The sequence below is a fragment of the Nostoc sp. DedQUE07 genome (genome assembly GCF_034530975.2).
Classification (GTDB): Bacteria; Cyanobacteriota; Cyanobacteriia; order Cyanobacteriales; family Nostocaceae; genus Nostoc.
In genome coordinates, this window is record NZ_JAVRCC020000002.1 from 25469 (window position 1) to 49544 (window position 24076).

The 24076-nt window shown below is 40.6% G+C and carries 14 protein-coding genes; 7 read left to right on the plus strand and 7 right to left on the minus strand.

Translation table 11 applies throughout. The features are described 5' to 3' along the window. Positions 1–91 precede the first annotated feature (91 nt). The gene (locus tag RMZ95_RS01400) at positions 92–1048 is read right to left on the minus strand and encodes an ABC transporter substrate-binding protein (protein WP_322682146.1); all 957 of its coding nucleotides are present in this window, start codon (positions 1046–1048) and stop codon (positions 92–94) included. Between the two features lie 94 nt (positions 1049–1142). Between RMZ95_RS01400 and RMZ95_RS01405 the strand changes: the two genes are divergently transcribed. Together RMZ95_RS01405 and RMZ95_RS01410 are read left to right on the plus strand one after the other, a co-directional pair. Continuing rightward, the gene (locus RMZ95_RS01405; protein ID WP_322682145.1) at positions 1143–2588 is read left to right on the plus strand and encodes an MFS transporter; all 1446 of its coding nucleotides are present in this window, start codon (positions 1143–1145) and stop codon (positions 2586–2588) included. A gap of 200 nt (positions 2589–2788) precedes the next feature. Then, the gene (locus tag RMZ95_RS01410) at positions 2789–3592 is read left to right on the plus strand and encodes a phytanoyl-CoA dioxygenase family protein (RefSeq protein ID WP_322675533.1); all 804 of its coding nucleotides are present in this window, start codon (positions 2789–2791) and stop codon (positions 3590–3592) included. Positions 3593–3925: 333 nt separating this feature from the next. Here RMZ95_RS01410 and RMZ95_RS01415 read toward each other — a convergent pair whose 3' ends face one another. The 5 genes from RMZ95_RS01415 to RMZ95_RS01435 all read right to left on the minus strand — a co-directional run bounded on the left by RMZ95_RS01415 (position 3926) and on the right by RMZ95_RS01435 (position 10109). Continuing rightward, the gene (locus tag RMZ95_RS01415) at positions 3926–4837 is read right to left on the minus strand and encodes a beta-1,6-N-acetylglucosaminyltransferase (protein ID WP_322682144.1); all 912 of its coding nucleotides are present in this window, start codon (positions 4835–4837) and stop codon (positions 3926–3928) included. Between the two features lie 387 nt (positions 4838–5224). After that, on the minus strand, positions 5225–6277 hold the full coding sequence (locus tag RMZ95_RS01420; RefSeq protein WP_322682143.1) for a D-alanine--D-alanine ligase: 1053 nt from the start codon (positions 6275–6277) through the stop codon (positions 5225–5227). A gap of 307 nt (positions 6278–6584) precedes the next feature. Then, positions 6585–7982 carry an ATP-grasp domain-containing protein gene (locus RMZ95_RS01425; RefSeq protein WP_322682142.1) on the minus strand — a complete coding sequence of 466 codons (1398 nt, stop codon included), beginning with the start codon at positions 7980–7982 and terminating at the stop codon, positions 6585–6587. 59 nt (positions 7983–8041) lie between these two features. After that, entirely contained in the window at positions 8042–8875 is an 834-nt protein-coding gene (locus tag RMZ95_RS01430) for an O-methyltransferase (RefSeq protein WP_322675537.1), read from the minus strand. Between the two features lie 4 nt (positions 8876–8879). Continuing rightward, positions 8880–10109: a sedoheptulose 7-phosphate cyclase gene (locus RMZ95_RS01435; protein ID WP_322675538.1), complete on the minus strand. Its 1230-nt coding sequence runs from the start codon at positions 10107–10109 to the stop codon at positions 8880–8882. A 2176-nt stretch (positions 10110–12285) separates the two neighbouring features. On the opposite strand from RMZ95_RS01435, the gene RMZ95_RS01440 reads away from it, so the two are divergent. After that, on the plus strand, positions 12286–12777 hold the full coding sequence (locus RMZ95_RS01440; RefSeq protein WP_322675540.1) for a hypothetical protein: 492 nt from the start codon (positions 12286–12288) through the stop codon (positions 12775–12777). Between the two features lie 1525 nt (positions 12778–14302). After that, positions 14303–15409: a response regulator gene (locus tag RMZ95_RS01445; protein WP_322675541.1), complete on the plus strand. Its 1107-nt coding sequence runs from the start codon at positions 14303–14305 to the stop codon at positions 15407–15409. 131 nt (positions 15410–15540) lie between these two features. Here RMZ95_RS01445 and RMZ95_RS01450 read toward each other — a convergent pair whose 3' ends face one another. Next, positions 15541–18126, minus strand: a complete 2586-nt coding sequence (locus tag RMZ95_RS01450; protein ID WP_322682141.1) for a GAF domain-containing protein — start codon at positions 18124–18126, stop codon at positions 15541–15543. A 671-nt stretch (positions 18127–18797) separates the two neighbouring features. On the opposite strand from RMZ95_RS01450, the gene RMZ95_RS01455 reads away from it, so the two are divergent. The 3 genes from RMZ95_RS01455 to RMZ95_RS01465 all read left to right on the plus strand — a co-directional run bounded on the left by RMZ95_RS01455 (position 18798) and on the right by RMZ95_RS01465 (position 23420). After that, the gene (locus RMZ95_RS01455; RefSeq protein WP_322682140.1) at positions 18798–19691 is read left to right on the plus strand and encodes a hypothetical protein; all 894 of its coding nucleotides are present in this window, start codon (positions 18798–18800) and stop codon (positions 19689–19691) included. Between the two features lie 12 nt (positions 19692–19703). Then, positions 19704–20681 carry an SDR family NAD(P)-dependent oxidoreductase gene (locus RMZ95_RS01460; protein WP_322682139.1) on the plus strand — a complete coding sequence of 326 codons (978 nt, stop codon included), beginning with the start codon at positions 19704–19706 and terminating at the stop codon, positions 20679–20681. 399 nt (positions 20682–21080) lie between these two features. Next, the gene (locus RMZ95_RS01465; RefSeq protein ID WP_322675151.1) at positions 21081–23420 is read left to right on the plus strand and encodes a cation:proton antiporter; all 2340 of its coding nucleotides are present in this window, start codon (positions 21081–21083) and stop codon (positions 23418–23420) included. Positions 23421–24076: the final 656 nt, after the last annotated feature.

Below are 24076 nucleotides of genomic sequence, written 5' to 3' on the forward strand. Positions count from 1 at the left end.
TGTATTTTTCTTTTTTCGTATGAAACCACCCTGCTTCCTTACCAAGGAAGGGGGAGAATTTAAAGCCTCTCTCCTGCAAGGAGAATTGCTATTAGTATGCTTCATCTACGAAATCCTTGGCGTTGGTCACGTCGAAGAGTCTGTCTTTGAGAATAATCCGAGGAGGAATTTTCTTGCCAGCAAAATACTCTTCCATCGTGGCGAAAACAAGCGGGCCAAAACGCGGGTTCGACTCGACACTAACACCAAGCTCACCACGAATTATCGCCTCAAGTGCAGTTTTTTGACCATCGATTGAACCGACCATTACATCCTTACCAGGCTTCATACCTGCGGATTTGAGAGCCTGGATGGCACCCAATGCCATTTCGTCGTTGTGAGCATACACTGCGGTAATGTCGGAACCTTTGGCCTGGATGATGTTTTCCATGACCCGCACTGCCGCAGCTCGCGAAAAATCCGCCGTCTGCGTGGCGATGATTTTCATGTTGGGATAACTAGCGATCGCATTACGAAACCCCTTAGCCCGATCGATTGCAACCGATGAACCCGCTGTTCCTGTGAGTTCCACGATGGATGCCTTACCGTTGGTCGCCTGGGTTAGCCATTCACCAACGCGGCGGCCTTGGGTGATAAAATCCGACCCAAGAAAGCTGACGAAATGTTCGCCTGGTCTTCCTGCTGCTTCACGGTCGATGAGAAAAACCGGTATTTTTGCTGCTCTCGCTGCTTCGAGGGCGGGCGTAAGACCTTCATACTCGCGTGGTGCAAGAAATATCACATCAACTTGTCGTGCGATTAGATCCTCAATGTCGGCAAATTGCTTCGATGTCTGTCCCTGAGCATCTGTCATCAGAAAATCATAAGTTTTCTGACGCTTGGCGGCCTCCTCCTTAATGCTGTTGGTTTCGGCAATGCGCCACGGCCCAATGTTTTCCGTTTGCGAAAATCCGACAATTTTTTTTGTTTTTTCGCGTATACAGCCAGACAGCGAGAAAGCCGAAACAATAATCATAACGTAGGCGCTAAATACCAATAACTTTGGCATATAAGCTCCGATATCTACAGCTCAAAAGCCTAAACTTAGTATAGTACATGTGTATGATGCGTAAATCCTAATTATTTTCTTAAATACTAGATTTATGGATTCTTCTCAAATTGAAACAGGTGCGCCTCTTTCTATAGAAATTGCTCAGATTGCTTCACCATCCACAACACTCTCTCCTAGCTCAACACTCAGTCCTCGTATTCCTAAAGATGCTGTTCGCACCAGTTTGAGTGCTTCTACTATCGATGGTGTTTTCGCAGCACTTTTCTCTATTGGTACTGGCGCAATTTTGCTAGGTAATTTCTTGGTGGAGTTAGATGCCAGTCCAGTGGTATTTGGCATGGTGAGTTCTATCCCCATGTTGGTAAATCTCTTTCAGCCGATGGGTGCTTATTTGTCTGAACGCAGCACTAGCCGTTTTCAGTATTCGCTTCGCACTCATGGGATTGGTCGGCTACTATGGCTGATTTTAGTAATTGGCATTGTTAGCTTTAGTTGGGGAGGGCTTAATTCCAACCAATTAGTGATATTGTCGCTTTTGATTCTCGTATGCAGCAATTTTTTAGGAGGATTAGGAGCCGCATCTTGGTTGAGTTGGATGGCAATGTTAGTTCCACGGCAATTACGAGGTAGATATTTCGGGCTACGCAATAGCCTTGCTAACTTAACCGAGTTGGTCGGTTTGCCAATAGCTGGTCTAGCCGTATCACATTGGTACGGGGGAGCTATTCAAGGTTATGGGGTGGTTTTGTTCTTAGGCATTATCTTTGGAATTGTGAGCTTGGGGTGTCAGTATTTTCAGGTTGATATAAACCCTCAACTACAAAATACTTATTATGCTAACTCATCTCAAACCAGTGAGATTCAGTCGGACTTAGCACCAAATGAACCTGCTGAGATATCTGAACCAATCTCTCTGCCGCAAATGCCAACTTCTCAAAATCAGATAGATAGCAGCATTTGGAAAAACTCTAATTTTTTGGTGTTTCTACTTTATTTCGGCTCATGGACATTTGCTGTTAATCTAAGTGCCCCGTTTTTTAACCTCTACTTGCTAGACACACTGAACTTGGATGTGAGTTGGGTAACTTTCTACAACAGTCTGCGAGCAGGAGCACACATGCTAATGCTGATCGTCTGGGGTAGATTAGCAGATAAAATAGGCAATCGTCCGATTCTAATTTCTAATGGAATTCTCATTGCAGTTATACCTTGGCTGTGGCTGAAGATGGGTTCTAGTCCTCTCGATCTCTGGCTATGGTTGCCGCTGTTACACATTTTTATTGGAGCTAATTGGGGAGGAGTTGACTTGTGTAACAACAATCTTCAGATAGAGATTGCACCAGTGAAAAATCAGTCTATATATTTTGCGATCGCAGCAGCTGTTGCTGGGGCAAGTGGTGCTTTAGGAGCAACTATCGGTGGCTTCATCGCTCAATTTGCTGGGTCTTTTGGCATAGCAGAAGTATTTATTGTATCTGGTGTATTACGATTAGCTTCACTTGTGCCACTCATTGTTAAAAAAGACTTAGGTAGTTAGGATGAAATCTCTTTGTTGCGGATATGAACACAAAAAGTTGTACTCAACTTGGAGATTTATCCGCCTATAGGAAGAACTGCTAACTTCTATCTTTACTTTACAGTAATAAAGATTTATAACTTAGTGACTAAGTTAATGTCAGTAAAGCAGATTCTAGAAATCTGTTATTACATAAATCTGACTTTATTCGTTTTTTCGTAATGCTTAAGGTAGACAAATCAAAAATCACCACCCAACAAGTTGAAGCTTTCGAGCGAGACGGCGTTATCTGCGTCAAAAATGTTTTGGATGACATCTGGGTAGAACGGATGCGAACAGCCGTTGATAAGAATGTATTAATCCCCGGCCCTTTAGAAGTTAAGGGTATTCCCAGACCAGAAGGTCATGTGGAACATACCAGTAGCTTATGGCTCACCGATGCTGATTTCCGTGCTTTGGCTTTTGAATCTCCGCTAGCATCCCTCGCCGCTCAAGTCTTGAAATCAGAAAAACTGAACTTTTTGACCGACGGTTTCTTTGTTAAAAAGCCGAAAACAAACAGCCGTGTTGGGTGGCATAACGACCTACCTTACTGGCCGATACAAGGCTGGCAGTGTTGTAAAATTTGGCTGGCTTTAGATAGTGCCAACCAAGAAAATGGTCGATTAGAGTATATCAAAGCCTCTCATCAATGGGGCAAAGAGTTACGTGAAGGATCAAACCCCTCCTGGTTTGTAGAGCCAGAACCTCGCGAAATTTTGTCTTGGGATATGGAGCCTGGAGATTGCTTGGTTCATCATTTTCTGACAATTCATCATTCAGTAACCAACATATCTTCTACACAACGACGTGCAGTAGTTACCAATTGGACTGGCGATGATGTTACTTACTATCACCGCCCGAAAGCATGGCCTTTCAGACCTGTTGAAGAAATTGATTTACCAGAATTGAATTCATTCAAAACCAAAAAACCTGGTGAGCCGATAGACTGCGATATATTTCCTAGAGTTGAACTGCATCGCTAGTTGAAAATCGCTACTACTGTGTCAAGTTTAAATTGATCGAGAAGCAAGTTCGTAGTAAGTTCGCGCGATCTTCTCCCAAAGGGAGAGGCTTCTCTTTCAGAGACGCTAACCCAAAGCGTCTCCTAAACCAGGGAGTTTCCCTACGAGCGATTAACGAACTCGAAGGGTAATCCCTCTTTTAAGAAACAAGTCAAATCCTCTTCCCTTCTGCCTTCTGCCTTCTGCCTTCTGCCTTCTGCCTCCTGCCTTGTTTCTTAGGAGAGGGATAAGGACTATAGTCCTTATTTTTTCAACACGAAAATGCTTACTACAAACCCTCAAAATATGTAATCGCTAGGATGTAATCTTATCAAGTTCATCAAGAATGTTACTATCTATATCAATGTCAAATTTCCGAGCAAAGTGAGCAGATGATGCAAGTAAATTTAGCAAGTCTTCCATAAGCAATGTCTTGGGATGACAGCCTCCATCTGACCAATCAATGTAGCGTCGTCGGTCGTTTTGCAGCTTCAGATGAGATGCATTAGCAAGTACAGTTTGAAAATACGACTCATCTGTATACTTAAGCTTACTGTAGTACAAGGTTAAGGCATTTTTCTTACTGTGAAAATCGATAATGTATTTAGCAGCTTTACTATTGGCACAAAACCATTGACTTCCACTGAAACAAGCAAGTTGTTTTGAAAAAGGAAGGAATGGTTTTGTCAATAGTGGATGTTCAAAGCATATTTCTAGATTCAGATGTGCCAGATATGTTTTTGAGTAATGAAAAGAAAATGATTTTGTACAGTATCGTTGATAAGAATTTTTCAGCCACAACATATTCGGTTTTAGATCAGATTTATAAGTTTTATATGTGATTTGCTCGTATTGAATATAGGCATCATATTGACTTGAGGCTAGTTCGTCCAATATTTGCTTTGCAGTTTTAATGGGATAGTCTGCGCCACTGAGTAATACAAACCAATCCGGTGGATTTGGAACTTCATACATTAATTGAAGTGCTTGTATTGTGGCTTCTACTAAAGTAAAATCTGCCCACTTTGTTTGTAGATGAGGGCGTACTAATAAAACATTTTTTGACAGGGTATCTACAGATAAATCACATTTTGAAAAATCATGGTGACACACAATTAGAGGATAGTTAAACATACTATTTAACTTATTTATTAGTCTGTAAATTTGTAGAGGTTTTGTATGAGTTAGTAAAATAAAACCTATAGGATTGCTGGGAGAATTAGACATTTGCTTAAGTTGTGTATATTGAAAATATTTTAAAATATGTATGTTTCTGTGAATAATAGTTTCTCTGTTGAGTGAGGTATAAGCTAATCGTCATTTAAATTGCACCATTTTCATGGTAATAAAAGCTGCAAATCTTCCCCCTTGCTCCCTGCCCCCCTGCGATCTCAATGTGCTTTCTTATATGCTTAACAGCTTAGTAACCCCTCCCAACAAGCGAGGAGCTTGCTCTGATGTACCTCATGTGATTAGGAAATGCTATAAACATTTGTTAGTAGTTGAATAAGGGTTTAGTCTAGCTGCATTCAAATAGCGATAGGAGAGCGATCGCTGATTAATGCTGCGATCGCTCTCCAACCCACTACAAGCAGGAAAACCTATAGCAAGAAATCACGAGCAATTCTGCAACACTTTTTGATTACTGCCCAACGTTTCATTGATAGCTGCGATTAATAACTCATCTAAAGGAATTCCGGCTGCTTTCGCCATAGAGGAAATCACACTTTTGGGGGCAAAAGAACAATACAACCCGGCTTCTAAGAACCAAGGTTCTCCCTCTGGGTCAATGCGGAAGTCAAATAAACTGTAGTGGCGACAACCCAAAGCCTGATGACACTTCTTAGCTACTTGCTGAACCTTTTGGGTAATTGGATCGTTAGGGTCTACAATCCAAGACTTTTTATTATCTTTAGCAGCAAAACCCAAGTTGCCATCGTCCGTTTGTTTGAGTTTTTCAGCATGGTTGCGGATGGGTTTGGAATGGGGGTCTAACAGATACTCTTCAAGGGGTAAATTTACTAGTTCCCCATCTCTGACAATAATGCCACATCTGACTTCTCGACCGAGTTCAATAAATTCTTCTACCATCACCTCATCTGAATATTCAAATGCTTTCTTCAGGGCAACATCATAGTCGGTAGCTTCTTTGACTAAATCCATCCCTAAAGAGTTATCGGAACTTACGGGTTTAACGATCGCAGGAGGTGTAATTGTCGGCGTGTCTCCTTGGCGAAGCAGTTCTCCACGAGGCACTTTTACCCCTGCGGCTTCAACAATTGCTTTAGTTCTGCCTTTGTGCGCCGTTATTGCCATGATATCTGGAGTATTGCCAATGTAAGGAATCTCCAGCAAGTCGAATAAAGCGCGGTATTCAGTCATTCCAGGGATACAAAACATTTGTGGTAACACGAGGTCAATGTTTTGTGCTGTTAGAAACTGTATAGCATCAGCCAGAGTCATCGGTTTGGTGTCAGCAATATCTTTAGAGCTGAGGGAAGGAGGAAATCGCCATTGGCGATCGGGTGTGATGTATGCAATTTGAAAATCATATTGCGATCGCTCTGCCATTGCTGCGAGACAGTCTTGGGCATAAAGGCGTGACAAATCACAGTAAAAATTATTGTATGCAGACCCAACTAAATGAAGGATACGAAGTACTGGCATGATTCATCTTCCTATGTATTGTTAGAATTTATATAGCGGTTCTTAGTTGAGTGGGCTATAAGAACCCCACCCCCTCGCTACGGTTGTAGACACATCTTGGTAATGAAGCCCAAACCCTGGATTTACCCCCCTTAATCCCCCCTTTCCAAGGGGGGAAAAAAGAAATCTAGTTCCCTCCCCTTTCCAAGGGGAGGGTTAGGGTGGGGTAAAACCCTGGTTAATCAGCTATTTCAAACTTGTGTGTACACTGTAGGCAAGCGAGGAGGGGGCTATGATGTACTGAATTCTTCTTTAATTTACAAATTATTTAATCGCCACCTAATTCCACCAGTTTGCCAATGTTAAAATCTATTTTTACCCAGCCTTTGAGTTGTTGCAGATTCTTCAGTAAAAGTAAGGGAATCTGCCAATGATGCAAAGTCAAAAATGGTACAGGATCGTCAAGACTGTAAATAGCATCAGTGCCCCGCACTAAAGTATTAACCGATGTTTGCAATTGTTTCCAAGAACGAATACCAGTTAGTCGCCAGATTTCGTGATAGAGGAAGTAAGTCGGCTTGCTACTTGCTAAAGGTTCCAGAGGTGCAGCTAGGGGAGTTTTACCAAGATAGGCGTCTGCAACACCGGGGTGATTGTAGAACATTGTAATTGCCGAATGGGTACGAGGATTGCATTCAATGGCGTAAACTGTACCGTCTTCAGCTTGGATAAAGTCGAAAGAAACTTGTCCAGTCAGTGCCAAACTCTTGACGAAGTGTTGCACCCATTGACGAATTTGGGGATTTTCGACGTTTTCATAGTTGATTTGAAAAGCAGAAGAGTTTGAACAGCAATGCAATCTTAATTCCCCATCCCGCACTGTACTATGTGTGCATAGCTCAATACCCGGAATAAACTCTTGCATAATCCAAGGTTTTTCTGGACTGATGGGTAAACTGTTGACAAAGGCTGCTGTCTCTTCTGGGGTGTCGCAGGGAAGTTTGGTTAAATTTAAGCGGCGAACGGAGTCGTAATCAATACTTTTTAGAATATATTTGCGGGTTTCTTGACTAAAATCGAAATTAATAACTTGTTGAGGGTCTGTAATTTTAAACGATTTGGGGACAGATAAACCAAGCGATCGCGCCCGATCGGTAAAGGCAAATTTATCATCCAACATTTTGGTTATATCTGGATCGAAGTGGAAAACTTCGCAGTATTCTGATAATACAGGCTTTGCTAAAGAGTCATAATAGCTAGCGACAGGACTGCATACAGGTACATAAACGTCAACCTTTTCTTGCTTGACGATTTCTACTAGCGCCTGGATATAGCCTTCTGGGTCTGATTGCGGAGCCGGAACTGTATAAAAACGACTTACCGCTTTTGAGAATCTATGACCAGACAACCAGTATTTGTGACCTTCAATCAAAATAACTCTGTGTCCTGCGGCATGGAAAGAACGGGCAAGTTGCAATGCTTTAGTCATCTTGGCTCCACTTACCAAGATAGTCTGAGGATGAGCAGCTACGACAGCTTTTTTCGTAAATGGCGATTGCACAATGCCCCACAGCAAAGATATCAATACTATCAACGCATTGAACGGCAAGGCTATTAGTAATAATGTCAGAGTACCAAGAGTTTTGAATAGAGCTACTACCTTTACCCTAACACCTGTTGATGATGTTGGAGATTCAGGCAGAGATAAAGAAATTGATTGTGCCATAAGTCTTTCCTTTGTGTTTATTGTAGAGACGTTGCATTGCAACGTCTCTACAAACTTTGTTACACCACGCGTCTAATTAGCGTTATACCATCTCGGATGGGTAATAGAACTTGTTCTACACGAGGATCGGCGGCGACAACGCGGTTGAACTGAGCGATCGCTTCACCGTTGGCGGTGCGTTGTTCGGGTGGTAGGTAAACTTGTCCCTGCAACAAAGTGTTATCCACACAGATTAAACCGTCGAGAGTCAGTAAGTTACTATCCAAAATGATCTGGAAGTAATCTACATACTCTTTTTTATCTGCATCAATGAAGATCAGATCGAATACTTCTTTTCTAGCAGCCAGCTTGTGGAGTGTTTCTAGAGCAGGTGCTACTTCTACAACAATTTTGTCGCCGTGAGGAGACTCACTAAAGCAAGCTTGAGCAAATTCAGCAACATAAGCATCTACTTCGCAACCGATAAGTTGCCCATCACTTGGTAATGCTTCTGCCATTGCTAAAGCTGAATACCCTGTGAACATTCCTACTTCTAGAATGCGCTTTGCTTTGGTGATATGAACAAACATTTTCAATGTCTGTCCTTCCAGATGTCCTGAGAGCATTTCTTGCTCTAGTTGACGCACTGTTTCACCATCACTGAAGCGTTTGCTCCAGTCTTCAATGCTTGTTTTTTGCGCTAATGCTGTTAATGCGCTCGATTCCGGGGTGGTGTAATCATCCAAGTAGGGATCTAAACCCGTCGCTAATTGAACTCCCTGCCGCAAAGAATCTAATATCTCTACAGGAATGTTCTTCTCTTCTGCTAATTTGAGGGTTTGCTGTAGCTGGGCTACTAAGATACTGTGTGGCGTTATCGGTCTAGCTGTTTCTCGCCCTAAAACACTCGTCATATCTTCACACCCCTACTAGCTTGCCTTTTTGACTTTCAATGTATGCGTCAACCCCTTCTCCGCCACGAGGGTATTTAGCACAAAGACGTTTGTGTTCAGCTAGGGCAGCATCAAGTTCTTCACGAGTTAGATCGTTGGCAAAGAAGCACTCACCAATCGGACGAGGCATGGCTGCGCGTTGTTTGCCATCTCGTGTCAAGCTTATAGACTGAGTTGCATACCAGAGCAAATCCCCATCTAAAAGAGGATGATCGAGTGATAAACCGATACGACTCATCAAGTCTAGGATGCGATCGCGCTCTTCTGTGGAGATATAGCCGCGTTGTGCTGCAATGGTTGCAGACAAAGCCATATCTATATTGACCGCATGACCATGATATAGAGGTATCTGAGGTGCTAATTCTAAGGTAGGACTCCAAGTATGACCGTAAGCGATGACGCGATCGAGGTCTATTTCATGCAAGTTAGGAGTCTCTAACTCCAACATAGTTTTGATTGCTTCATAGTTGACTTTATGGGCAATCTCTTTAATTTCAGGTGTTGCATTCACATGTCCAAAGTGAGTGGAAAGCAGTTCTTCGCCATATTCGTATAGCAGTTCAAAGACTTCCAAGTTAGAAACTACCGCAATTTTCACCAACTCTGCCATCCCATTGCGAACTTGAGCAGTTGGCAAGGTTTTTAAGAATGAGAAATCCAGAATCACTTTCAAAGGTGCATGATATGCTCCCAAGCGATTTTTTTCTTTACGATGATTAACTGCTACCTTAATTGCTACACCTGCATCAATTAAACCAATCAACGTGGTAGGAATGCGGATATAGTTGCTCTTGCGACGGTAAGAAGCGCAAGCATACCCAGCCACATCAGTAATTAGACCACCACCAACGACTAAGACTGGTTCTTTACGAACTAAGCCAAAGTCCGAAAAAGCGTCAATAATTTTTTCAAAGGTTGCCAGGGTTTTAGCCGGTTCTGTAATGATGATCGGAAATACTGTCAGTTCAATGTCATAGTGTCTAAAATATGACTTGATTTGATCGCCATAAAGTTCATGAACATTGGCATCAATTACAATCAGACAGCGACCAAATTTGGCGTAGCTATCTGCAATTTCTCGGTTTTCAATATCAAATGCACCGTTCACATAGACAAGACTAAAATCGATTTTTTCGTAACCTTGCACGTGAAACGCAGTTTCGGTAGCTTCAAATGATGCTTGTACCTTATTCATTGTGTTGCCCTTATTCCAATTAAAAAGTTGTGAGATTTCGGTAATAGTTGCGATTTACCCTAATGTATGCCAGCAAACAACTATGCTTTTTACCCTTTCAGATAAAAGACAGGAAAAAATTAGCTTTTAATAAAAAGCTAACGTTTATTACTGACTGGCAATGTTTTTAAACAACATCATTCATTTGAGTAAATTCTGTAGATGGGTTAACCTTTAATTCGGCATAACCTCAAACAAGTCAACTAGCCCTACTAGCAGTATATTCGCACAATACTTGCCTGCTTCTGCTGTGGATTGTTGACTTGAAATTTGGGAAATTAATCTGAATTCAGATTTATTCCACTACATGTAAATATAGTGGCTTTCCAACTGTACCATTCCGCAAAAATTCTAGTCTAGACAACTGATTGTATCGTCGATCTCCAAGCTTCAATTTGAGATTAGAACCCTGATTAATCGTTAGTTCGCTATTTATTAGCATTAGTCTCAAACCTTATATTACTAAACTCGCTACATTCTATTTGCTTCATAATAACAGTGGACTTTTAGTAAGTTTACCTGAATTTTTATTAACTCCAGTATATTTGTCTCTAACAACCTTCCGATCGCTAGACCTTGCAAAACTCATATCTTAGTAAACTACTCATATTGTTTATCATTGTCTATCTCTAGGCTGACATTTGATATGACAGAAATGATTAAACCTCATCTCGCTGTTTTTTTGCAAGTCTCAAACCATAAAATGGCTAAAAACAAAGATGACTTACTGCATTCTATTCAAAATGTCAGCACAATACCTCTTTGATGGGTAAAATTAATACTCAATAATCAGCATACTTTCCTTAGCAACTCCCGAAAATTCTGAATTTAAATGTATCTGAGTTCCTTGTAACAAAAGCTTAACTTTTTTAAGGAATACTTGTGTGTATTAAAGGTTTCTAAGTTTGCTGAAATTGCCTTCTTAGCCCTAAATTAAGCCTTTTCAGCTTAAACCAACAATTAATTTACTAATTGGTAACTGAAAAGTACAACACAAATCATTACATTACATTAATACAAATCATAACATCTGTAAATATATTTAAGTCAATCCACCATGCGAAGTGTACTGGATAACCAAATATCTACAAAAAATATGTCTCAAGATAGATACTTTATACAAGAATATATTATCAAAATCTATATCTAATATCGTGTCCGACTAAAGACTTATCATTTAGATCGCAGTTCTTGCTGGGGGAAAGAGGCTTTTGGGATTTTTGCACAGATGCGGTAATCATAAGTAATTAACCGGACTTGATATAATAGACATCTGGTGAATTTACAGCTATTTTCAGGTAAATAGACCACGCCGTAAGGGCGTAAGTCCTTGCACCCTTACAACAGGTGTGGTTCAAATACATAAAAACTGCTGTAATTATGGGTGATGTTGCTCGAAATCCGTCGCTTTTGCCGGTTATAGATGCACGTACATACAATAAACTTCTTGGCATTGTCGGGAAAAGGGGCGGGGGAAAGGGGGAAAGATTTGTTATTTTCACTTTCCCCAATAAAGATGAGTCATTTTTCCCGCAAGAGTGCAAAAAAACTTTTGCTCATAGGTCTAATGTTTCACATTTGCAGGCAGATTCACGGGTAAAAGCTCGCGATTTCCCGAATGAACTCAACAGTACACTAATTCACATAGATAGTAAAATATTACCACGATATGCGATCGCAAGTGGCGTAGTCTAAGATATTGTGGAACACAGGCTGTTTTTATATCATATCTGCGTTCAAAAATGACAATGTTACTGTTGTCTTAGATCGCTGTCAAAGGAGGGAATGAGTGAGTGCGATCGCTTAGTTACTTTACAATAAAAAGTTAAGTATTTATAAATATTGGGATTGAGTTCATAATTAAAGGGCAACCTATACATAAATAACTCTTAACCCAAGCGTATTGAGTTATGGATTCTAAAGAGTTGCTCAAGGGTTATGCTTGAGTATTTCTCGCAGAAAAAATCTATTTAAATTGCTTTTTATAAAATCTTAAGATTTATTAACTTAGGTTAAAAAATCTTGGTATTAACTTCAGAATGTTAAGAGCGATCGCTTTGTAAAGGTTAGTTGATATTAGTTGTCAAATTGCTTGTGAAGTTAGAAACTAAAGAAATACAACACACGCAATTATTTTATGACTGCTATTTCTAACATTGAATTCAAACGACCAATTTGGCAAACCGCGATCGTATTGACCTTGGGCTTTTGGCTCAGTGCTAGTCTAGTTTTGGACTGGGTAATTATGCCTAGCCTTTATCTTTCTGGGATGATGAGTCAAGCTGGTTTTACGACAGCAGGCTATGCGATTTTTTGGAACTTCAATCGGATGGAATTATTATCAGCTGCTGTAGTGCTGACTGGGGCACTAGCTTTGAGCAAAACCCGATATCACTGGAGTATTGGCAGTATTGTTTTATCTGTGCTGCTGTTGACTATCGCTGTGCTTGACACCTATTTCTTAACTCCGCAGATGTGCGCTATAGGAGTTCAACTCAACCTATTTGAAGCTGCTGCTGCTATTCCATCGACAATGAATTTACTACACGGTAGTTATTGGCTGCTAGAAGTAGTGAAGTTGATAGCTGGTGGTACACTTTTAAGCTGGTGCTGGCGGGAGCAATTTTAAGTAGATGGAGAAAGTATAACGGTGAGAATGTCCACTTATAAATCTCACGCTAAAGACGCAAAGAATTCCTTTGCGTCTTTTCGCTACATATATCTTATGGGTTGATGAATGTGATGTTTACGACAGGCTATGCCTAAGCGTACAATTTTGTATTTATATTTGTGATTTTTCAAACTTAGGATTTTTCGGGTAAATTGCTACTATAGCAATCTGATTTGATTTCTGAATTAATCGTAGGGACTAGGGACTGGGGACTGGGGACTGGGGACTGGGAAGAAGGAATAAAGCTGTACTGAGTTTTTTTCAAAAATAAAATATGAGTCCTATATAAAATAATTCAGTTTTTTATAAGTGTGATTCAATAAGCAAACATATAATTATCTTTTACTATACATTTTCAGCTTTCCCGGACATTTTAACAAATAAATATTTATAACAATTTTCTGGAAAATGATATCAATTAGTTTTCATGTTTACTTTACTGATTATCATGAAGTTTATATATTTCTGCTAATTTTTTTTGGAAATTATAGTAATCTAAGTTTTAGTGAGTATGTTACTTGTTATCTACCATCTAGCTGAAAACAGCTATTTTGCAAGGTATCTACTACTAATCAAGAATTTCCCTGTAAGTTCTTGAATTTATCACTCCAATTTGTGCAGGGTGACTATTTAGGTTCACACAACATTAAAACCCGTTTCCAGTACTTATGAAGAGATTCCCTTCTGCTGATTTAGTCGCCTGCACATCTCACCACACACCATCATGGCGGCAATTATCAGCATCATTCTTGGGCGGAGGTTTACCATTATTGTTGTGCAAGCGATGATTTTGCCAAATCCCAAGACTAATTGCTCTACAATCACAAACTTAAGTAAGATATTGAGCTTTTGGAATGCTTAGTTTTGAATAATACTTTTTTGATTGTGAAGTTGCTCTCAAGAATAAACTTGTTGAAAAAGTACCCAACGACTTTCGTCACGGATATAAAAACATACTTCGTCAGCGCGGAATTAATGCTTATAAGTCTTGATAGAGAAAGATTTACCTTTAGATCGCAGTAAATTTTGGTCGCTCCAGACTTTAGGATTAGGGACAAAACACTTTTGCAAGAGAATTCAAGTATCTATAATTTTAGGCTACAAAATACGGATAACAATGATACTTTTGTGACTGATGGGCGAGAGCCAATGGTCTTTGTGTGGCACTTGAGTTACTGTTAGATTGGCTAGATTAGCTAAAGATACAGAAAACCAATCTAATTTTTGAAATACTATATCCTGGCAACTAGTCGGGCAATTTTGCTATTGGTCAGTAGCATTAATTGGTTTAGTTGTAAGTTGTGGATTATAGCTTAACAGAGATTGGTGAATTAAGAGTTGGGGGGTGTGGAATCTCTGTACTAACTCAAATATGACCGCTATATTTATCTGAATAGTGCTTTCAACAAAGTCACGCTGAATTCCGAAAAGGTAATTCACTAATTTTGCCTGCAAATGTTAATTTTATTTCAGAGCGATCGCAATGAAGACACTTCCGATTAGTAGATACAGATTTTTTCAAAAGCTCCAGCCCCTAACTTTGTTGAAAAAAATCACTGGTAAGTCGGTTACTGGTTGTTTACAGGTGTTTAGCACATCAGGCTCTTGGTCAATATATGTAGATGAGGGGAAACTAATTTATGCCAGCTACTCAGAGAAAATGTTTGAGCCGCTTTACAGAAATTTGCAACGTTTGAGTCAGCAAATTTCTACTCTCCCTGACGGAATCAAAGATCAGTTGCGGGCGATATTTGAAACTGGTATTGAAAATCAGGCAATACCGAACCCAGATTATCTGGCTATTTGTTGGTTAGTCAATCAGAAATATATCAGTTCTTCTCAAGCAGCAATGCTGATAGAGCAATTAGCGCTAGAAGTTCTAGAGTCATTTCTGAATTTAGAGGAGGGAAGTTATGAATTTATTCCTGAGAGTTTTCTGGATGATATGCCAAAGTTTTGTCATTTAAATGTTCGTTTATTAGTTGAACGATGTTTAACGCCCCAAAATGTTCGCGTTAGCGTCTCTGAAAGAGAAGCGGTTTATCGTCAAACATCATCAAGTTATCAATCACATACCTCACAATTTTTCCAAATAAATGAACTACAATCTAAAGCCAAAACTACGCCAAAATTGCCTAAAATACACAGCTTTAAACCAGCAGCCTACTCGATTAATACTAATGAATACAGAGGTCAGCAAATTATCCAACCGCCTGCTGACAGAAAAATTTACACAATCTTGTGTATTGATGACAGTCCTACGGTATTGAATGCGATTAAAAGTTATTTAGATGAGCAAACCTTTTCTGTTATTGGAGTCACTGATTCCTTAAAGGCTCTAATGCAGATTATTCGTATAAAACCCGACATAATTTTGTTGGATATATCCATGCCTAATCTCGATGGATATGAACTCTGCTCTTTGCTGCGTAAACACTCATATTTTAAAAATACACCTGTGATTATGGTGTCAGAAAAAGTAGGATTTCTAGATAGAGCTAAAGCTAAAATGGTGAGAGCATCAGGCTATTTAACTAAGCCTTTTAAACAAGGAGATTTACTAAAAGTTATTTTTCAACATATTGTTTAATTTACTAATATAGCAACTCACTCCATTTAAACATGCCTATTATTTTAGATATTTAAGACAAATAATCAGTTAATCTATATCTTCTTTAAAATTGGTATTAGTTACAAGCCCTAATCGAAAAGTCGGTGGAGTTATTTTTCCTGAAATGTCCAGACTCCTTCATCCCAATCTGATTCTGTTGGGGGTGATTGTAACCAATGCTGACAACGCAACAGATGCAACATAGCAGCTTTGTCCTGGCTGTCTGCTGCCAAAACTAGGGCAAATTCAGCTCTAGCACGGTTAAAATCGCGTTTGAGGTAATATTCGCGTCCTTTGTGATAATGCTCAATCACTTGCAATTTTTCGCTTTCAATTGGATTGGAACGCAAACCCAGTAATTCGTATATGGCTACTGGTTCGTTTCTACCCTTAACACGAATGTAATCTAGTTCCCTAGCCCAAATATTATCTTGGCAAGGTTTAAAAGTGTTATGGCTAATAATAATATCGCAACCATACTGTTTACTAACACTTTCTAATCGGGAGCCAAGATTAACGCCATCACCAATGGCGGTAAATTCCATCCGTTTACTAGAGCCAATATTCCCACTAATCACGGTATCTGAGTTGATGCCAATACCGATTTTAATTCTAGGCTTATTATCTATATGGCGACGTTGATTAAATTCGTGTAGGCGATCGCGCATTTCTAAGGATGTTTGTACTGCCATCCAAGCGTGTTCTTCTAATGGTAGAGGAGAACCAAATACAGCCATGATGGCATCGCCGATATATTTGTCAAGAGTGCCTTTATGTTTAAAAACTGCCTCCACCATTGATTCAAAATATTCATTGAGCATACTCACCACTTCTTCTGCTTCCAAGTTTTCTGTTAATGTGGTGTAGCCGCGAATATCGGAAAATAAAATCGAAACTTCTTTGCGATCGCCTCCTAGTTTAGCGTCATCTAATTTCAGCAATTCTTCGGCTAATTCCTGGGTCATGTAGCGGTACATCGTACTCTTGAGCCGCTTTTCATCACTAATATCTTCCATCACCACCAGCGCCCCCCGGACTTGCTCTTGGTCGCTAGCATCGGCTATTGTGTTAATCGATAAATTAATACTATGCTGCTCTGTACCAGTGCCGATAAGCGTGCGATCGGGGTAATATTGTTGACGACCTTTTAAGTCAACTGCATGTAAAGCATCCTGATACCACTTGCTAAAGTCGCCTTCTTTGATGCCGATCGCGTCAGTAACTAATTTACCTTCTAAACGGTCATCTACTCCCAGTCCTAGCAAACGTTGGGCGCTTTCATTGGCGGCGATAATTAACCCAGTTTTATCAGTGGACACCACGCCATTGGAAAGACTACGCAGAATATCCCGTTGCATTTGTTCTTGTTGCTTGACTGTGGCAAATAACTGAGCATTTTGCAGCGCGACTCCCGCTTGAATATTAAAAGCTTCCATGAACTCTTCATCGTTGCGGTCAAAGCTAGCTTGGAAGCAGTCGGGAGCTTTGGGCCAATCAGCTGGATTATAAGGGGGAAAATCCCCGGATTTCTTTTTATTTACGAGTTGGGTAACACCAATCAGTTGTTGATCGGCATTAAATACTGGCATACAAAGCAAGCTACAGGTGCGATAGCCATTTTGTTGGTCTAGTTTTTGGGCTGTCTCTGAGTCAGGATCGTAGTACAAATCAAAGCCAATATTTAACTTTTTGCCAGAAGCCGCGACTATCCCAGCAAAACCTTTACCTACGGGGACTCGTAACTCTTTGGTTGAACCATCATCCTGAGTGATTTTCGTCCACAATTCATCACGATCGCGGTCTATTAACCATAGTGTACTGCGATCGGCATTCATCAGTTCCTTGGCTTCATCCATCACCCGCTTTAGGGTGTCTTCTAAGTCAAGACTGCTTTGAGAGAGGGACTTGATTGCCTTCATTAGCGCCGCTACTGCTCTTTGTTTTTGAGTAGCTACATAAAAAGAGCGCGAGGACTCTAAAATCAGACAAATCGAAGGAGCAAATTCTTGAAATAATTGTTCGTCAGCACGGGTAAAACCTTTGGTATCAATGCGCTCTGCAAGTGGAGCATCATAATGATTCTTAGATTTTAATTTATTCAGTAATTGCACTACTGCAACTAATTGCCCATGTTCATTTAAGAGTGGCAAAGCTAGCATGGTGTAGGTGCGATAGCCAGTTCTCTTTTCTTGTTCTTGGGCAAAATGCGATCGCGGATCGTTATAAAAATCAAAGGGAATATTGATAACTTCTTTAAAAGTGGCGACTTCACCACCAATGCCTTTATTTGCAGGGATGCGAATTTCTAAAGAGCGACCGCCCTCGCCCTCAGCTAGAATTGACCAAAGTTCTTGTTTTTCTTCATCCAATAAAAATATTGTCGTTCGGTCTGCCCCCAGTAATTCTCCGGTTTTCAAGGTAATCGAATGCAACATTTCTTGCAAAATGGTTTCAAACCCATGCGAATCCAGCATTGATAGGGTTTGATGGACAATCTGTAATTTTTGCTCGACATCCTTAACGACCTGTTTAAAAGTATCTTGAGTCAGGGGAGCAAGAAACGTAGAAAAAGTTCCTTGTCTTGTGGCAAGAGCACCCACAGGAGCAGAATTTGCTGTTAATTCGAGGTTTTCTTGGTTGTTACCACCAATAATTAAATCGGTGGTTTCCCCATAACTTCCTTGATACGCTGGCATAACTGGTATTTTATCTAACAGAATGAGGTTTTAGATTTAACAATGAGATTAAATTTATGTAAGTGGTGTTAAAAGCAACAATTGCTTGACATTATCCATAGTTTAATCGCTTGTTTAGCCAGCGTCATCCTGTGAATAAACGCTCAAGTTGATTACCAACAAGCATGGCTTGACCAAAACCCCTTCCCACCGCGATCAATAGGGGGTTAGACCCCTCATATAAACGAGAAAACAATATTTTCCACAGGCGAGAGATTGTTAGTGTAGCCTCATAATATTTTCCAGAAACAGACTAATGAGCATTGCTGTATCCGTAAGATATAGTCGATTTATCTGAAAATTGCTGCAATTTTTAAGTAATTATACGCAAAATTTTTCAGATCGAGTGCGATCGCTTCTTGTCGCAGATATATCAGCTGGGAAAAGAAAGTGCTGAGTAAAAAATACTGAACCCGCAGATCCCCGACAACTTTTACGAAGTCGGGGATCTTGTCGATCGCGAATGATTTAGGATTGCTATAGATATTAATTTTTATACAGATAAAGTTAATTAAAAATATTAAGCACAATAGCATTTCAGCCAAACATAAATATAAAATCAGATTCAATCTTTGGGCTTTACCCAGGATAGAACATTTTCCCTATTGTTATCAATCCACAGGATTATTTTAATGAAAAAATTAAAGACTCAAGTATTTTTAGGCTTGACAGGTGCATTTTTGGCAGTCGGATCTTCCAGTTTGCTAGCTAGAGAAATTCCCATACAGAGTACATCAAACCTCAGAAAGAATTTAGTAGCGCAATTAGAAACTAATCCAAATGTCAATGAGTATTTGGAGAAAAATAAACCAGAAAGTTATAACGCGCTGAAAAGGCAGTTAGATGCAGCGATTGAGGATGCAAAAAGACCGAGTGAAGATAAAGTAATAAAAAATCTTTGGTCATTGTCAAAAACTAATCCTCAAGTAAAGTGGAGAGAAAATAACGGCAAAATTGAATATTTGATGGCGAGTTGGAAATATGTCAAAAACCCAATAGAGGATTGGAAAGTAGGTACAAAAAAAAGTATAGAAGCACGGACTTGGTTAACAGCCGTTCCTCAAGTTAAGGAATTTTGTCAAAATTGTAAGGGGATCGGTATAAATATTCCCGGTAATATTATGCTTTCTCTAAGGTTACAGCAGTATTTAGGCTTAATTTTAAATAGAAATTCCAATAAGACGCATTTTGTCGAAATGTGGGTGAAAGCTGAAGATTTAAGTAGACCATGTGTCGATCCAGAAATTAATGATTCTAGTTGTAATGTTTTTAAAATCCCGATTTCTGCTAGTTATCCGATTTTGCAAGAGATATACACAACTTCTTATGCCGTTGCTAGTCAAGAACATTATCCTTGGACAGGTTTAGGTTACACCTATGATTGGGGAAATCCGAAAAAACCTCGTGAAGGAGCTAGTGAATTTCTGATCGACGGAACTAAAGAAAAACCGATAGAAGTAGAAGTTGTTTCAGTCACAGCCACGAAAGAATATTGTAATAATCAATATTTAACGCTAAAAAATTAGAAATGAGCGCTCATGAAACACCTTGAAGGTAAAGTGGCTTTGGTAACAGGTGCTACGCGGGGAATTGGTAGAGGAATTGCCATTGGTCTTGGTGAAGCAGGTGCAACTGTATACGTCACGGGTCGCAGCCTCAACAACTCTTCCAGTGAGGGGGTTTCAGGAAGTCTTAGTGAAACGAAATCAGCCATTGAGGAAGTCGGTGGTGTATGCATTCCCGTCCAAGTAGACCACAGCGAGGATGAGCAGGTGCGTTTGCTTTTCGATCGCATTCAAGATGAGCAAAATGGCCAACTCGACCTACTGGTAAATAATGCTTACTCAGGAGTTCAGGCAGTAAAAGACGCTTATGGGCAGCCATTTTGGGATTCTGAACCAAGTCTTTGGGATGCTAGCAACAACGTTGGTCTTCGCAGCCACTATGTTGCAAGTGTTTTTGCTGCTCGGATGATGACTAAGCGTAACTCTGGACTAATTTGCACCATTTCCTCATGGGGCGGGATGTCTTATTTCTTTGATATAGCTTATGGTGTTGGCAAAGCAGCTTGCGATCGCCTAGCTGCTAATATGGCTGTTGAGTTAGAACCCCATAACGTCACTTCTGTTTCTATTTGGCCGGGTATTGTTGGTACTGAGCTTTTTTCTAGTTTTGCTTCCCAAATGAATCAAACAAATGCTACTGACCTGAAAAACTCATTTTTAAGCGATCGCTACAACTGGGAAACTCCCTTATTTACTGGACGAGCGATCGCTGCACTTGCTGGTGAGCCAAATGTTATCCGCCGTACAGGACGCGTGCAGATTGTTGCCGAACTGGCTAAGAAATATAATCTTGTAGATGAAAATGGGCATCAGCCCGCATCATTACGCTCTCTGCGTTTTGTACTGCCTGTTGCATTGCCTGTACTGAGAAAGTACTTATGGCTCATACCCGATATTAAAGTGCCGTGGTCGCTACTATTATTGAATGCCCTCGGTTCGCCTAAAATTTAAGGGGCATTGGGCATGGAGCCAGAAGAGATGCGTCTTAAATAATGCAACAATAAGTCTTTGATACTCGTGCATGAGTATTTGAACTGGATGAATCCACCTTTTTACTCCGTTAACGAGTATTTGAACTGGATGAATCCACCTTTTTACTCCGTTGACGAGTATTTGAACTGGATGAATCCACCTTTTTACTCCGTTGACGAGTATTTGAACTGGATGAATCCACCTTTGATACTCGTGAATCAAAATACCTGCAAAAACCTTGATGTATCCTTTCTGCTCACCTACTGTCTGCCCCTTTTAAGATAAGCAAATTTTGCCACCCCTTCAGCAAACAAGCTGTTTGAGATTGTAAAACTTTGTATTCTGAATTAATAGGTCTTAATAGTTCTTTTAAAACTGGTGCAAGAAGATTTTCGGTTAATTGTTGATTTAGTTTTAGTTCTAGGCGTTGCAGCCTGTGGCGGACTATTAGCGGCACTTTTACGACAACCCGTGCTGCTGGGGTATCTCATTGGGGGGATAGTCATTGGGCCAACGGGACTGGGATTGATTAAAGAACTGATTCAAGTAGAGACTCTGGCACAGTTCGGGGTCGCCTTTTTGTTATTCGCCTTGGGTGTGGAATTTTCCTTTGCGGAACTCAAGAAGGTAAAAGCGATCGCTCTTGGTGGAGGTGGACTCCAGATTGCTTTGACGATTTTGGTGACAGTTTTAGTCTGCGGGTTAAGTGGAGCCTGGGGAGCCTTACCTGCAAAGGGGATGTTTTTGGGGTGTATTCTGTCCCTGTCTTCCACAGCCGTTGTCCTTAAGTGCTTGATGGAGCGTAACGAAACAGAAACGCCCCACGGGCAAGTGATGCTGGGAATTTTAGTTGTTCAGGACTTGGCACTAGGACTAATGTTAGCAGTCTTACCAGCCCTCAACCAACCAGCAGAAACTATTGGCATTGCTGTCCTAACAGCGTTAGGTTCGATTGCTTTATTTGCTGCTGGGGCTGTAGCTGTGGGGATTTGGCTGATACCACCTTTGTTGCAACTGCTAGCCCGTACCGAAAGTAAAGAACTATTTTTATTAGGGGTTGTAGCCCTGTGTTTGGGTATTGCCCTGTTGACAGAGCATTTGGGACTGTCCATTGAAATGGGGGCATTTGTCGCGGGTTTGATGATTTCTGAGGTAGAGTACGCCGACCAAACCCTGACTTATGTCGAACCACTGCGAGATATCTTTGCCAGTTTGTTTTTTGCCGCCATTGGGATGTTAATTGACCCAGTGTTTTTGTGGAACAACCTGGAATTAATTTTGGTATTAGTGGCAATAGTTTTCGTCGGTAAATTTTTGATTATCACGCCCTTAGTGAAACTGTTCCGCTATCCTTTGAAAACAGCCATAATCGCCGGTTTGGGATTGGCGCAAATTGGGGAATTTTCTTTTGTTCTCGCCAGTGAAGGGCAGTCTTTGGGGCTGGTGTCTCGACAAATATACTTATTAATTTTGGGAACTACCGCAGTCACTCTGATGCTGACTCCTTTTGTACTGCGGCTAGTGCCATTTTTATTTAACTTTGCCGAATCAATGCCTTGGTTAAAACCGTACTTAGAAGAAGATGAGGTGCAGGATGTATCGGAAGATTTGCCTCTCAAAGACCATGTAGTAGTTTGTGGCTATGGGCGAGTCGGCAAGAATTTGGTGAAGTTGTTGCAGCAACACGACCTACCTGTGCTAGTAATCGACCAATCGGAGAGGAGAATTCAGCAGTTGCGCGAGGCTGGGGTGTCTTATGTCTATGGTAATTGCGTTAGTTTACACGTTTTGGAAACTGCCGGGGTGAATCATGCCAAAGGAATGGCGATCGCACTCCCAGATCCCATAAGTACTCGTCTTTGCTTGAAACGCGCTTTAGAATTGCGCCCAGAATTAGATTTGGTTGTCCGTGCTACCCAGGATAAAAATATTGAGGTGCTGTATCAATTGGGAGCCAGGGAAGTTGTGCAACCAGAGTTTGAAGCCAGCTTAGAAATGGCAACCTATTTATTAACTGGCTTAGGCTTGTTGTCGCCGCCTGTAGTCCAACGAGAAATGCAGCAAATCCGCAACGATCATTATTTAGATTTGCGCCCAGAGCGCTCTGCAACTGAAGTTGCTCGTGATTTGCGCCAAGCCACCCGCGATTTAAATCAGCGCTGGTATCCTCTGCCATCGAATTCGCCCTTAATTGGCATGAGCATAGAAGAAGCAGATATGCGCTATTTAACAGGAGTGAGTTTGATGGCAATTCGCCGCGCTAACGGCGAAGAAATCGATTATCCCAAAAATCAAACCAAATTGGCAGAAGGCGATCGCTTGCTGGTAGTGGGAGCTGATGAAGAACTGGCAGCTTTGGCAGAATTCGCTAAGGGACAAGTGGCTGTTCCCGGAGAAAATAGTGCTTGTCAGTGGGTTACAGTCAATGCAGACGCGCCAACACTAGGTAAAACCCTTGCAGATTTAGATATCGGCAAGCAATATGGAGTCCAAGTACAGGCGATCCGGCGAGATGGCAAGTTTATCCGCTATCCTGATGGCGGCATGGATTTGCAAGTCGGCGACCAAGTATTGTTATGTGGTGGTTTGACAGGTCTGAGTCAACTACAACAATTGTTTGCGATCGCAAATTCAGTACCCCTGTCTATCCCAGTGGTAAAAGCTGGTGAAGCAGAAGCGCTCAAAGACTTTTTACCTGCCGATAGAGTGACTGATTGAATTTTAAGACTCCGCAAATTTAAAATTCGGCTTGCCCCACACCCTCGTGGTTCGGGTCAATCCAAAATCCAAAATCCAAAATCCAAAATTGATTGACTGCTCTAAATTTACGTGAGTTCGATGAACCTCTCCCTCCCACAGGGAAAGGGAGCAACGAGGAATTAGGGTTTTAGCTCTTTTCTGGGTGTCCAAGAGGGGTTGGGGGAGAGGTCAAAAAAGGGCTTGTCGAACTCACGTTAAATTTTGATTCTCTTTTGCAGAAAAGTATTTAATGGGGTCATCTGCTTGATTTTTGTCAATCGCAGAAGTTTTTGGTCTATTGAATTTGATTACCTTGTTTGAGAAGGAACTTCCAAGAAATAAATTATTCAAATAAACGAACCACTCCAGACACAGAGAACACAGAGGAATAAGGAGGAGAGAGTTTTTTCGCCAGTTTTTTGAGTGAGTATTTTTTTATTTGGAAGTCCTTAACTGAATCTATCTAAGAACTGAGTTTTATTTTTTACAAATTTATTCTGTCTTTACAATACTTTTTTATCTCATATTTTCAGTTATCAGATACTTTGGCGATAATGATATTTACTGTACTGTATTTACAGTACTTTATCCCAAATTATTTGTGATAAAGCTTTTTAAGACTTAATGACAAAAGT